The sequence below is a fragment of the Desulfonatronum lacustre DSM 10312 genome (assembly GCF_000519265.1).
GTDB classification, from domain to species: Bacteria; Desulfobacterota; Desulfovibrionia; order Desulfovibrionales; family Desulfonatronaceae; genus Desulfonatronum; species Desulfonatronum lacustre.
In genome coordinates this window covers 537,870-550,456 of record NZ_KI912608.1, presented here as the reverse complement: position 1 = coordinate 550,456, position 12,587 = coordinate 537,870, and the positions used below count along the sequence as shown (strand labels likewise).

The window sequence follows — 12,587 nt, the reverse complement described above, 5'->3', positions numbered from 1 at the left end:
AAAGGCAACCATAGCTGACTTGCAAGGATGAATCCCAGGAAACGGCCCATGTCCGAACACGCTTCCAGATACCGCTCCCTAACCGTGCTCATGGCCGTCGGTCTCGCCGCCCTGCCCTACTTGGCCGCCATGACGGTATTCTGGTTCAGCCTTACATCCTCCCCGCCCGCCATCCTGGCTCCTGAAAGCTACCCCCTGCGCGTCATTCTGGCCGGACTCCTCGGCCTCGGCCTGTTCGGCATCGGCGCGGCGATGGTCTTTTTGCGCCGCTGCATGGCCAGTGAGGCACTGCGCGAGTCACTGGTCATGGAGACCATGAGCGAACAGTTCATCGAAGCCGGGAAAATGGCCTCCATCGGCGAACTGGCCGCTGGCATCGCCCATGAAATCAACAACCCGGTGGCGATCATGGTCGAAGAGGCCGGATGGATGGAGGACCTGCTGCAAGAAGACGCCGAGATGGCCAACTCCCGAAACTTCGACGAGTTACGCCGGGCGTTGGGCCAAATCCGAACCCAGGGCGCCCGCTGCAAGGATATCACCCACAAGATGCTCAGCTTCGCCCGCAAGTCGGACCTACGGATGCAGGAGGTGCATCTTAACGCCATGATCCGGGACGTCGGCGCCTTGTCCGAAAATCACGCCCGTTACGCCAACGCCCGCATCGAACTGCACCTGGCCGACGACCTGCCGCCCATCACGGCTTCAGCTTCGGAAATACAGCAGGTTCTTCTGAACCTGTTCAACAACGCCCTGGACGCCTTGGAAGGCAGGGGGGGGACGATCACCGTCACCACCCACACCGTCGCAGACATGGCCGAGGTCGCCGTCGCGGACACGGGCATGGGCATTCCCAAAGCCAACCTTTCCCGGATTTTCGATCCCTTCTTCACCACGAAACCAGTGGGCAAGGGCACAGGCCTAGGACTTTCCATCTGCTACACCATCGTCAAAAACATGGGCGGCGACATCACCGTAGCCAGCCAGGTCAACGTCGGCACGACCATCACCATCCGTCTCCCCTTGACCAAGGACTCAAAAGAGCGGAAAGTTGCCGAAAGCGCGAGGACATGATCACGGACAAAAAAGCACGGCCGCTTCAAAACCACACCGGACTTCTTTGTGAAAAATTTACCGTGCGTCAATCCCACGCCGACGCCGGAAACGGAGACCTTCGTCTCACCCTTTGAACAACCAACCCCGGAGGCTGCACATGTCACTGGCAAAGATTCTTCTCGTGGACGATGAAGTTCCATTCGTGGACACCATGGTCAAACGGTTGTCCAAGCGGGACTTTGAAATCTTCACCGCCTACAGCGGACAAGAGGCCCTGGATCAACTGGACAAGCACCACGACATCGACATCGCGGTCCTGGACGTGAAAATGCCCGGCATGGACGGGATCGCAACGCTCAAGGAAATCAAGAGCCGCTTCCCCTTGGTCGAGGTGATCATGCTCACCGGCCATGGAACCGTGGAGTCGGCCATTGACGGCATGAAGCTGGGTGCTTTCGACTACCTGATGAAACCGGCGGAAATCGACGACTTGGTGGAAAAGGTCAAAAAAGCCGAACGGATCAAGCGCGAGCGGGAAGAAAAGATCCGCGAGGCCGAAGCCAGGGAAGTCATGCATCGACGAGCTTGATTTCGAGTTCATGCCCACCGCTTCCCGGACCTCTCCCTTGGCGGCCCTTCACGTTCTGCTGGTGGACGACGAACAGGGCTTCGTCGACGTACTGACCAAGCGTCTGCGTCGGCGCGACGTTGCCGTAACCTCCGTCCTCTCCGGCAAAGAAGGCGTTCGCGCCCTGCGCGGAGGATCCTATGACGTCGCCGTACTGGATCTGAAAATGGAGGACTTGGACGGCATCGAGGTGTTGAAGATATTCAAGATCCTGGACCCGGCCATGCCGGTGATCATTTTGACCGGACACGGATCGGAACAGGCCGCCAGGGAAGGTCTGGCCCTGGGAGCAGCGGATTACCTGATGAAACCATGTGACCTGGACGAACTGCTGAACAAAATCGGCGCCCTGGCGCGCCATCCAGGGACGCAAGCCGCGTGAAGCGGACCAACGTACTGGTGGTGGACGACCAGGAAGATTTCCGAGTTCCCCTGGTCAAACGACTGCAAAAGCGCAATTTCACCGTCCGCGGGGTCCAAAAAGGCTGGGCGGCCCTGGAAATGATGGCCGAGGACCCCGCGGACGTGGTGCTCCTGGACCTGCGCCTGCAAGACATGGACGGCTTGGACATGCTCCAAATGCTGAAGCAGAGCCACCCCGCCACCCAGGTTGTCGTTCTCACGGGATACGCTTCTCTGGAGTCCGCCCAAACAGCCCAGCGCCTCGGTGCGTTGGACTACCTGATGAAGCCCGGCAACCTGGACGAAATTCTGTCCAAAATCAACGAGGCCGTGCTCTCCGATGCCCGCTCGGACTTCTCCCAAGCCTGATCCGTCGTCCCTGCGCTTTCGACCTCCCGGCTCCGCCCCCGACCATGCCCTCCACGCTATCCAGGCTCCTTGAGCAATTGCCCACGTCCACCCGCAAACGGGAAGAGGCCATATCCCGTAGCGTAGAGAATCTGCCCGGACTGCGGCAGGCCTGGGACCGTCTCGCCAACGCGGATACCGAATTCCTGAGCCGCGTCGCGGTGTGCGAACTCGCCTCGCGAGACGCCTCCCCGCCGACCATGACCACCCTGCGGGTCCAGAGCACCCGCATGTGCGTTTCGATCTTCGCCATGTTGCGCTCGGTCCGGGAAATGAGCACGCGGGATGTGAGCGATATTGAGGGACCGTTCCGGATCTTGGCTCAAACCATCCACATCGCCACCGCGCCTCCGGGGCCGTCGGAAGATCCGGAGTTGGTCGTTCCCCTTGCCCTGGTGAACGCGGATAACGCCCTGACCGTGGGATACAAGGCGGCCTTGCTGGGGAACGTTCGCCGACTTCGCCCGCGTTCGAGCCTTTCAGGGTGGCGTGTTCCGGACGGATTCGTGATCACCGCCGAGGCATACCGGCTGTTCATGGCCCACCAGGGTTTGGCGGACGAACTCAACCGGCTTTTGCAAATCCACGAAAGCGCCACGTTGGTGGATCAGTTGCGGCTCAGCTCGGAACTGCAACAACGCATCATCACCGCCCCGCTGCCGGATCGATTGCAAACGGCGGTCCGGGCAGCGTACCGCGAGCTGGAATCCGCCGCCGGACATCGCGGCGTGCGCGTCGTCCTGCGCCCCAGCTGCGTCGGAGAAGCCCCCCCGGAACGCTCGTTCACCGGGCAGCACCGCATCGAAGTCAATGTGGGCGAAGACCTGCTGCTCATGGCCTACAAGGAGGTCCTGGCTTCCCAATATGGCCCGGCGGCCATGAGCCACCGCCGAATTCGAGGATTGCGGGTCGAGGACCAGCCCATGGCCGTGGTCTGCTCGGCCATGGTGGACACCATGGCCGCCGGGCAGGTCGTCACCCGGCATTCCGCATCGTCGGCGTCCACCTTGGTGCATGTCCTCGCGGTCCCCGGCCTGGCCAAGGCTGTTTTCGAGGGCTATGTCCAGCCGGACGAATGGGAAGTGTCTCGCGAGTCGTCACGCATCATCGCCCGGCGGATTGTCGATAAACCGCAAAAATTCACGGCGTTTCTCGCTGAGGAAGGGGTTTCCCTCCTGGCCAACCCGCCCTCGATGCGCGACCAGCCCGCGTTGGAGGATGAGCGGATTGTGGACGTGGCCCGGCTGGGCATGGAGCTGGAAGCCCATTGCGGCGGTCCGTTATGCATGGAGTGGGCACTGTCCAAGGACGGTGATTTTTTTATCCAGCAGCTCCGGCATGTTCGCCATGCATCCTCTTCCGGAGCGCCAGGCCCATCGTCGCTCCCTCGACCATCCCCAGCCCCATCCGCCAACGAGGAGCCCCTTCTGGCTCAAGGAACCGAGTCGGCTTGTCCGGGCCTGGGCGCCGGGCGGGTCTTCGTCGCGCGCACCAACAACGACCTGCTGCACGTCCCGGAAGGATCAGTCCTGGTCGTCGCCCGCCCCTTGCGGCGCTGGTCCGGGGTTGTGCCCTACGTCGCCGCGGTGGTGGTCGAAACAGGCGGGGAGTTCAGCCATCTGGCCTCCATTGCCCGTGAATTTCAGATTCCCGTGCTCTGCGGCGTCCACAACGCCACGACCCTGCTGCAAAGCGGACAAGATGTCGTCGTCGACGCGACCAACCGCAACGTCCTCGCTCCCCCTTCGCCACAGGTCGCGCTCCCTCGCGGGAGCAGCTCCCTGAATCATTCCACTCCACATCCCGCTCAATCGGCAACCCCCGCCCACGCGACCCTGGCCACGATACTGAGCCAAGCGGCTCCCTTGAGCCGGGTCAACCCTTTGGCCCCGCGCATCATGCCGGAAAACGTTCGGAGTCTCCGGGACGCGGCCCAGGCCAGTCGACTGCTCGCTTGCCGCCAAATCCTGAAGCTGTCTCATGCGCCCGGCCTGCTCCACCACCTGGCGGTCCCTCATCCGCTGAATTGGTGGGTCCTGGACCTGGACGATCCGCGCCTGGAAAAGCAGGTGGGCCGTCCCTCTTCCCTGGAGACTCAAGCGTCGGCGTTCCATCCTGTTTTGCATCCAGTGCTCAACGCCGTCTGGACGGGCATCGCCCGAGCGGACTGGACCCTTTACGCCAATTCTCCCCGCCAGTTCCGCCTCTTCCGGTTCATTCGCCGCCTGCGGGCCGCGGTCCGCCCGCTTTCAGCACCCCGCCCGCGGATATTCATCCTTTCCGGAAGCACGACCCTGCTCAACCTCTCACTGGAACGCGCCCTGTTTACCATTCAGATCCATGAGGCATCACCAACCCGCAACGCCTTGAGCTTCCTCTGGCAGTGGTTCCCTCCCTGGACCCCGCTCCCGGACGTGCAAAACGTCGTGGTCGAAACGATCCGGGTTCGCGGCTTCTTTGTGGACCACGCCCCGGACGGCTTGTGCGCTTGGTCCACGGGGCACGATCCGTCGGAACTGCGCCGTCGCGCGGCCTTTCTCGGTGCGCTGATCGGGTTTGTCCAACGCCCGAAAGCCCCCTGGAATCTCGACTTCGACGATCCGCTATCGTGAGTGGGATCAAGAGATTCTGGTCTTTTCTCGGTCTTCAACGAGTTCCATCGGCAAACCCAGCGTGAGGCCCGTCCCGTCGGAAGCCAAGACCAGACGGGCCTGGAGACGCTGAAGAAGCAGAGCCAGGGCCGGGTCGGAAGCTTGCGCCCCGGCAGCCCCATTGCCCCCGTTCCCGGACATCCGAACGCGGATCCCCTCAGAATCAGACTCCAGCCGGAGCCTCAAAGCCCCCTTGGAGGTTCCGGAACCAAGCAGAACGTTCATCGCGCAAAACAGCAAATGGAGCAGTTCAAAGGGTCTGGTCCGGATGGTTACGCATTCAGCACCCGGTTCCACGAGCACGGTCGCCCCCTTGCGCCGCGCCAGCCTCGCGGATATCTCTCCAAACAGCTTCAGAAAGTCCGCGACGTCCACGGCCCCAACCGGACTGTCGGCCGTATGGGCAAAGGTGTTGAAGCGCCGGACCACCCCGTCCGCCTTGATCACCTGATCGGCCACGTCCTGGACCACCTTGCCCAGGCGCTTTCGGTAGGCTGGACCATCATCGGCGTCCATGGCCAGCATGTCTCCCAGCAACCCGTTTTGTTCGTTGATAATCGCCAGATGGTTCTTGATTTCATGAGTAACGCTGGCCGAAATCGCCGCGAAAAACCCGAGTTCCTGACGATAAAGCCGTTTCCATTCCTCGCGCTGCATGTGCCCTCGCTTTGTGGAAAGAAGTTGTCCATCGGTCTGCATCCCGCGCTTATCCCCGGACTGACTGAAAAGTGCCGTGACCCCATCATCGACATCTCCACCCTGAACCAAACAAAAGCGCCGCTAATCGAGATCAGGTCGACACGTCCCGGACCATGAGCTACAGGAAGAGCTCCTTCCAGCCCGGACCGCCCGCCAATGGCCCGGGATCACGGCCCGGATCGCCGCTGGAAAGATCGGCCAATGAAGCGAATCATCTTCAACAAGCGGGGAGCGCATGGCTGAAACGATTCCATTGACTCCGGAAATGCTTTGGGTCCTGGGTATTCTCGGTTTGACCGTCGTCCTGTTCATCTCCGAAGTGGTCCGGGTGGACGTGGCCGCGGTGACCATCATGATGATCCTGGGCGTCATGGGCCTGATCCCCGGCGTGCCCGCCCTGGTCCCCGGCGACCAGTTGTTCCGGGGCTTCGCCAGCAACGCGGTGATCTCCATCATCGCCGTGATCATTCTGGGCAAGGCCCTGGACAAAACAGGCCTGATGAACAAGCTGGCTTCCCTGATCCTGCGCGTCGGCGGACAGACCGAACGCCGGATCGTGCCGGTCATCTCCGGAACCGTGGGCGTGGTCTCCGGGTTCATGCAGAACGTGGGCGCGGCGGCCCTGTTCATGTCCGTGATCAAGCGCATCGCCATGCGAACCGGCCTGCCCATGTCCCGCCTGCTGATGCCCATGGGCTTTTGCGCCATTCTCGGCGGGACCCTGACCATGATCGGCTCCAGCCCGCTGATCCTGCTCAATGATCTGATCGCCACCTCCAATCGGATGCTGCCCGAAGGCGTGGCCCCCATGCGCACCTTCGCCATCTTCGACGTGACACCGGTGGGCGTCGCTCTGATTCTGACCGGCATCATCTATTTCGTGCTCCTGGGGCCCTTCGTCCTGCCGGCCCAAAAAGGGCAGGACCAAGAGGTTTCCACGGTGGAGTACTTCCGCCGGTTGTACGGCCTGGAAGGGGACATCTTCGAAATCCACGTCTTTGCCGGCAGCCTTTTGGACGGTAAGACCGTGGCCGACGCCGAAAGCCTGTTCGGCAACCGGGTCGCCGTCATCGGCCTGTACCAAAGCCGGGATCTGCGCATCGCGCCGGCCCACGACATCGTCATCCAGGCCGGTTCCCAGATAGGCCTGCTCGGCGCGCGCAAGGACATCGGCGACGTCTGCCAGGAGATGGACCTGCAATGCTCGGGCATGCTCACCCACTTCGCCGAAGTGCTTTCCGCGTCCCAGGCCGGAATTTCCGAGGTGGTCGTCCCGCCGCGTTCCAACCTGATCGGCAAGACGTTCCAGGACGTCCGGATGCGCAAGACCCACGGCATCTCGGTCCTGGCAGTGAACCGAGGAGGCAAGGTGATCCGCGGCAACCTGCGGGACCTGCCTTTGCAATCCGGAGACACGTTGGTCCTGCACAGCCTCTGGGAAGACCTGGCTGCCCTGGAGAAGAACCCGGACTTCGTGGTGGTCACCTCCAACTTTCCCCACGAGGTGATCCTGCACGAAAAGATGCCCCACGCCCTGGCCATTTCGCTGATCACCCTGGGGCTGGTGCTGTTCAGCGACCTGCGCTTGTCCGTCTCCCTGATGGCCGGGGCCGCGGCCATGATCGTCAGCGGCGTGCTGACCATGGATGAGGCTTACAAAAGCGTGAGCTGGCAGTCGGTCTTCCTGCTGGCCAGCCTGATTCCCCTGGGCTTGGCCGTGGAAACCACGGGCACGGCGGCCTGGATCGCGGTGCAGACCATCAACCTGCTGGGCGACGTGCCGGTCTGGGTGCTCCAGGCCGCGGTGGCCGTGCTCAGCACGGTCTTCACCCTGCTGATGTCCAACGTGGGAGCCACGGTTCTGCTGGTGCCCCTGGCCGTGAACATCGCCGTGCTGGCCGGAGCCGATCCGGCCATGTTCGCCCTGACCGTGGCCATCAGTACGTCCAACTCCTTCCTGATCCCCACGCACCAGGTCAACGCCCTGATCATGGGACCCGGCGGCTACCGCAACGCCGACTTCCTGCGCGCCGGGGGGATCATGACCGTGCTCTTCCTGGTCGTCTCCTTGACGGTGCTCAACCTGCTCTTTTAACTGTGTTGAAAAATCCTTATTCAGCTGTTCAACGGACAGCCGCGAGGTCGCTCCATGCCCATCCTGACCATATACAGCCCCGCCTACTGCCAGGAACAGGAAGTGGCCCACGCCGTTGCCGAGGCCCTCTCCCTGAAGATCCTGGAAGACCGCCGGATCATCGCCGAAGCCGCCTCCACCTACAACCTGTCGGAAAACAAGTTCTACCGCTCTCTGTTCGGCAAACCGTCCGTGTTCAACGCCTTCACCCGGGAACGGGAACGCTGCGTGAGCTGCTACAAGGCCGTGGTTGCCCGACACCTGCTTGAGGACGACCTGCTGCTTCTGGGCCTGGCCGGCTCCCTGGTTCCCAAGACCATGACCCATGTGCTCAAGGTCTGCCTGACCGCTGACGAGGCATTTCGGCTTCGGACCGCGGCCCGGTCCCACCACCTGGACCCCAAGGCTCTGGCCAAGTTGATCGCCCAGGAAGACGAGGCCAGAACCCGCTGGACCGAGTATCTGGCCCAGAGAGACCCCGCACGCGCCTCGCCCTGCGACATCCTGATCCCCATGGACGCGACCTCGCCCCAGGACGCCGCGGATCTGATCCAGGACCGGGCCCGGCGCGCCGTGACCCTGCCCACCCAGGAATCCTCCCAGGCGGCAACGGACTTCGCCCTGGCCGCCGGAGTCGAAGCGGCCCTGGCCGTCAAAGGTCATGTGTTCCGGGCGGACGTCAAACAGGGCCGGATCGAGCTTCGCGTGGACATGAACGTGATCCGGCCGGAACGCCTGGAAGAAGAATTGCGGGCCATCGTCCGGGATGAGGCCGGGGACGCCCCCCTGGAGATCAGGATGGGCCCGGACCTCTACCGGACCGACGTCTACCGCCCTTTTGACTTTGAAAACCCGGCCAAGGTGCTGGTGGTGGACGACGAGCGGGATTTCGCCGTGACGCTGTCCGAACGGCTCAAAATGCGTGAAATGGGCGCGGCCGTGGTCACCAGCGGGGAACAGGCCCTGCGGGTGGTCGAGGAAGACGAGCCCGAAGTGATCCTCCTGGATTTGAAAATGCCTGAAATCCACGGCATGGACGTCCTGCGCATCATTCGCCAAGGCCACCCCCGGGTGCCGGTGATCATCCTTTCCGGTACGGGCAACGAGGAAGATTTTCAAGCCTGCCTGAACCACGGGGCCTTCGCCTGCCTGCAAAAGCCCGTGGACTTCAGGGAACTCACCGAAACCATCCGCCGGGCCTACGCCACGTTGGACAGCGAACGAGGGAAGGGGTGAGTCACCCTCCCTCCCCCCGGCTCTCCAACAATTTGCGAATATTTTGAATCAGCACCTCGATTTTCAACGGCTTGAGCAGATACAGCGCCCCGGCCCGGGTTCCGGCCTGAAAGTCCCGCTCCGAGGTGTGCCCGGTCAGAAAGATGCAACGCATTCGCGGATGCAAAACGTGGAGCCGATCCCACAGTTCCAAACCGCTCACGTGAGGCATCTTCACGTCCAGCACGGCCAGATCGTAGTCATTTTCTCCGGCCAAACGCAGGGCCTGGTCTCCGGTGGTGGCATAGTCCGCGGCGATGCCCCGGATCGCCAGCCGTTCGGCCAAGGCGGAAACAAGCTCCAGTTCATCATCCACAAGCAGAATTCGCACCTTCCTCCTCCTTTTGAGCGTGAGTCACCGGCAGGGTTATCGTAAACGTGGTCCCCAGACCCAGCTCGCTCTGAACCTCGATCATCCCGCCCAGTTTTTTGACAAGTCCGTAGGTGATGGACAGCCCCAACCCCGTGCCGTGTTTCGGCTTGGTGGAAAAGAAGGGTTCGAAGATCCGCTTCATGTTTTCCGGGGAAATGCCGCACCCGTTATCCGTGATGGCGATCCGGACCTCTGAAGATTCGGGGACGCTCAGGACAATGGCGATCCGTCCACCGTCCCGAACCGCGGCAAAAGCGTTGTTCACGATGTTCAGCAGCACCTGCTGCAACTGACCCTTGTCCGTGACGATCTCCGGAACAATTTCCGGAACGTCCAGGCTGACCTCGATGGCCCGGTACTGGGCCTCCTTGTCCAGAAAGCCCAGGACGTCCCGGACCGTTTGGACCACGTCCACCCGCTCCCACTGCACGTCCACATGCCGGGCAAAGCCCAGCAGCCGATGGGTGATGGCGCTGCAGCGCTCCACGGACCCGAGAATGGAGTCCACCAGCGACAACAGCTTCTTGTCCTGGCCGTACTTGTCCGAAAAGGAAAAGAGATCCTTGATCAAACCGGCCTTTTCATTGATTACGGCCAACGGATTGTTGATTTCATGAGCCACCCCCGCGGCCAAACGACCGATGGAGGCCATCTTGTTGGTGTGCTCCATGGTGTGCAAGGCGATGGAACGCTTCATGTCCGCGTCGTAAATTCGCCGTACCAACATGGTGGCCGAGGTCAGAATGACCGCAACGATACAGGTCACGCTGATCAACAGGAAACCAAGCATTTCCAAGCGCAACCGCCACCAGTTGCGCATCATTTCCTGTTGCTGCTTGACGACCATGAAGATGAACGGCGTATTTTCCACGTAAACGTACCCCAGGTACGCGGGGTTTCGGCGTGTGTCATCGATTTCAAGAATGACCGGAACCTCCGAGTACGGAGGTACGGGATACGGAATCTCGCTCAACACATCGCCGTGAGAAAAGCTGGGGGTTTGCAGCACGCCTTGCCGATTGACCAGAAACGCGTCCGTCGTGGCTCGCAGGTTCAAGGACTGCACCAGATTGAAGAACTGTTCCGTGTCGATGGTCGCTCGAAGAATCATGATCGTGCCGTCGTAGCAGATCCGTTTCACGGCGATCACAAAATGCGGCACGTCCCGAAACCCCAGAAAAACGTCGCTGATGAACACCCGTCGATCCATGACTTCGGTAAACCAGTCCTGTTCTGAATAATCCTTGCCCTTCAGATCGAACGGTCCGACATAGGCCAGTTGTTTTCCCTGTCCGTCGATCAGACCGACATCAACGAATCCGCCGAAAGCCGCCTTCATGTTGTGGTAGAGTTCATGGAGAAAAAACTCGTCCGAAAGATCTTCGAACGAATGCTCGGCGATGATGAATTCCAACACAGCCCGGCGTTGCTGAAGAAACGAGGAGAGACTCAGCTTGGTGTTGGAAAGCAGGCTGTTGATCGGATAGACGAAATCCGCCTGCATGGCCCTGCGGTTCAGGTTGTAGTCCATGAACGTGATCAACAGCAGCGGCACCACGGACACCGTGGTTACCAGCAGCACGACCAGTTTCCAGATCCGCCGATAGTTGAATCCTCCTCCCCCGGCCTCGGGCTCCGGAGGATCGGCGGCGTCCCAGAACGCCGGCTTGAAGCGCTCCCACAGCGCGACGAGGGCGTTACGCGCCATTTTCATGCTCACCCGGATGTGTCGTCCGGGGCTGTTCCTCTTCCCGGACGCGAGCCTGTTCCAGGAGTCGGGTCAGGACGTCGATGTCCACCGGTTTTTGCAGGTAGGCGAAGGCTCCGGCGTCCAGGCAGTTGCGTTCATCCTCCTTGGAACCGTGGCCGGTGAGGATGATCACCTGGACCTGGGGATGGGCCGCCTTGACCCGGCGCAGAACCTCCAAACCGTCGATTCCGGGCATTTTCAGGTCCAAGACCATCACGTCCGGCTCGTCCTCCTCCACGAAGGCCAGGGCTTGCTCCCCGTCATACACCACCGCGGAGCCGATTTCCCGCATCAAAAGCCGCTCGGACAAGGTATGCACGAACTCCCGTTCGTCATCCACCAGCAACAATTTATTCCGTTTTTCGGGCTGATGTTGTCGATACATGGTCTTTTGGTAGAATTCCGGACTCAGGTTGATGATCACTTCCTCGACCCCAGGGACCCGGATTGCGATGTCCCGCAGTTCCTCTTCCAGCTTGGAAAGCATGATCACGTTCTGGGTGATGAGCAGCTCGACCCGGCCGCTCTCCGCCTTGACCTGCCCCGCGTGCCCTTCTTCGGCCAGGGCCAGTTCCACCGCGGCCTGGAGCTGAAAATCCCGCAACGCCTCGCGGGACAGATCGTCGGGTTGCAGCAGATCCTTGCGGGAGTGCTCTACGATGGCGTCCGCGGCTTCCTCCACGCTTTTGCGGTCCATGGGCAGGACCAGATCGTACAATGTATGGTCCCAGGGCTCCTTGCGGAGCAGTTCCTCGGTCCAGGTCGCCCGAACACGGTCGTCCCCGGCTACCCGCTCCCGAGCCAGGTCCAGGGAAAGCTTCAGATCGGCCATGGTCCGGTCCACCCGATATCCGAACTCCGCGATCAGGCAGACGTGAAAGACGTGGTTCACGGAACGGGGCACCAGGTGCGCCAGAAAACCCGAACAGAGAATCTTGTCCTGTTCCAGGTCCACCAGTTTGTCCGCCAGGGTCCGGCGGACCATGGCCAGATGATGCCGCTTTTCAACGGCGAGAAAGGCCCCCGTCCGCTTCCCCTGGAACAAGGACCGCTCCAGGGCCAGGGCCTGCACCCCGAACCGGGTCTGGGTCAGCTCCAGCAGTTTCGGATCGTCCAGCACCACCGCGCCGACCCGTTCGGCAACCAGCGCGACGACCTCCCCTTCGTGACAGAAGCACCCGTGAAAAATACTGATAATGCCCATGGCCGCA

The 12,587-nt window shown here is 61.5% G+C and carries 11 protein-coding genes; 7 read left to right on the top strand and 4 right to left on the bottom strand.

What is annotated here, in order from left to right:
* Nucleotides 1–48: 48 nt before the first annotated feature.
* The 5 genes from DESLA_RS18300 to DESLA_RS0102510 all read left to right on the top strand — a co-directional run bounded on the left by DESLA_RS18300 (nt 49) and on the right by DESLA_RS0102510 (nt 5,106).
* Entirely contained in the window at nt 49–1,074 is a 1,026-nt protein-coding gene (locus DESLA_RS18300; protein WP_051434312.1) for a sensor histidine kinase, read from the top strand.
* 139 nt (nt 1,075–1,213) lie between these two features.
* Entirely contained in the window at nt 1,214–1,645 is a 432-nt protein-coding gene (locus tag DESLA_RS0102525) for a response regulator (protein WP_028571260.1), read from the top strand.
* A gap of 10 nt (nt 1,646–1,655) precedes the next feature.
* Nucleotides 1,656–2,066 (top strand): response regulator, encoded by a 411-nt coding sequence (locus tag DESLA_RS0102520; protein WP_051434311.1) that lies wholly within the window; start codon nt 1,656–1,658, stop codon nt 2,064–2,066.
* A complete protein-coding gene (locus tag DESLA_RS18295) occupies nt 2,063–2,455 on the top strand; it encodes a response regulator (RefSeq protein ID WP_035261263.1) in 393 nt (130 codons plus the stop codon). Before DESLA_RS0102520 ends, DESLA_RS18295 begins: the two co-directional genes overlap by 4 nt.
* A gap of 44 nt (nt 2,456–2,499) precedes the next feature.
* On the top strand, nt 2,500–5,106 hold the full coding sequence (locus DESLA_RS0102510; protein ID WP_084031829.1) for a PEP/pyruvate-binding domain-containing protein: 2,607 nt from the start codon (nt 2,500–2,502) through the stop codon (nt 5,104–5,106).
* Between the two features lie 6 nt (nt 5,107–5,112).
* Here the strand turns inward: DESLA_RS0102510 and DESLA_RS21390 are convergent, their stop codons facing one another.
* Nucleotides 5,113–5,802 carry a sensor histidine kinase gene (locus tag DESLA_RS21390; RefSeq protein WP_051434310.1) on the bottom strand — a complete coding sequence of 230 codons (690 nt, stop codon included), beginning with the start codon at nt 5,800–5,802 and terminating at the stop codon, nt 5,113–5,115.
* Nucleotides 5,803–6,079: 277 nt separating this feature from the next.
* Between DESLA_RS21390 and DESLA_RS0102500 the strand changes: the two genes are divergently transcribed.
* Both DESLA_RS0102500 and DESLA_RS0102495 read left to right on the top strand, forming a co-directional pair.
* Complete coding sequence (locus DESLA_RS0102500; protein ID WP_028571257.1) at nt 6,080–7,939, top strand: SLC13 family permease; 1,860 nt, start codon at nt 6,080–6,082, stop codon at nt 7,937–7,939.
* A gap of 54 nt (nt 7,940–7,993) precedes the next feature.
* The gene (locus tag DESLA_RS0102495; protein WP_028571256.1) at nt 7,994–9,214 is read left to right on the top strand and encodes a response regulator; all 1,221 of its coding nucleotides are present in this window, start codon (nt 7,994–7,996) and stop codon (nt 9,212–9,214) included.
* A gap of 1 nt (nt 9,215) precedes the next feature.
* Here the strand turns inward: DESLA_RS0102495 and DESLA_RS0102490 are convergent, their stop codons facing one another.
* The 3 genes from DESLA_RS0102490 to DESLA_RS0102480 are packed head-to-tail and all read right to left on the bottom strand — an operon-like array spanning nt 9,216 to nt 12,580.
* Nucleotides 9,216–9,584, bottom strand: coding sequence for a response regulator (locus DESLA_RS0102490; RefSeq protein ID WP_028571255.1), 369 nt, complete (start codon nt 9,582–9,584; stop codon nt 9,216–9,218).
* Nucleotides 9,562–11,334 carry a sensor histidine kinase gene (locus DESLA_RS18285; protein WP_035262250.1) on the bottom strand — a complete coding sequence of 591 codons (1,773 nt, stop codon included), beginning with the start codon at nt 11,332–11,334 and terminating at the stop codon, nt 9,562–9,564. The genes DESLA_RS0102490 and DESLA_RS18285 overlap by 23 nt, the downstream gene beginning before the upstream one ends.
* A complete protein-coding gene (locus DESLA_RS0102480) occupies nt 11,324–12,580 on the bottom strand; it encodes a response regulator (RefSeq protein ID WP_028571254.1) in 1,257 nt (418 codons plus the stop codon). The genes DESLA_RS18285 and DESLA_RS0102480 overlap by 11 nt, the downstream gene beginning before the upstream one ends.
* Nucleotides 12,581–12,587: the final 7 nt, after the last annotated feature.

Excerpts from the sequence above, each read along its gene's own strand:
- DESLA_RS18300 (WP_051434312.1), top strand. The coding sequence starts at position 49 with ATGTCCGAACACGCTTCCAGATACCGCTCCCTAACCGTGCTCATGGCC.
- DESLA_RS0102525 (WP_028571260.1), top strand. The coding sequence starts at position 1,214 with ATGTCACTGGCAAAGATTCTTCTCGTGGACGATGAAGTTCCATTCGTG.
- DESLA_RS0102520 (WP_051434311.1), top strand. The coding sequence starts at position 1,656 with ATGCCCACCGCTTCCCGGACCTCTCCCTTGGCGGCCCTTCACGTTCTG.
- DESLA_RS0102510 (WP_084031829.1), top strand. The coding sequence starts at position 2,500 with ATGCCCTCCACGCTATCCAGGCTCCTTGAGCAATTGCCCACGTCCACC.
- DESLA_RS21390 (WP_051434310.1), bottom strand. The coding sequence starts at position 5,802 with ATGCAGCGCGAGGAATGGAAACGGCTTTATCGTCAGGAACTCGGGTTT.
- DESLA_RS0102500 (WP_028571257.1), top strand. The coding sequence starts at position 6,080 with ATGGCTGAAACGATTCCATTGACTCCGGAAATGCTTTGGGTCCTGGGT.
- DESLA_RS0102495 (WP_028571256.1), top strand. The coding sequence starts at position 7,994 with ATGCCCATCCTGACCATATACAGCCCCGCCTACTGCCAGGAACAGGAA.
- DESLA_RS18285 (WP_035262250.1), bottom strand. The coding sequence starts at position 11,334 with ATGGCGCGTAACGCCCTCGTCGCGCTGTGGGAGCGCTTCAAGCCGGCG.
- DESLA_RS0102480 (WP_028571254.1), bottom strand. The coding sequence starts at position 12,580 with ATGGGCATTATCAGTATTTTTCACGGGTGCTTCTGTCACGAAGGGGAG.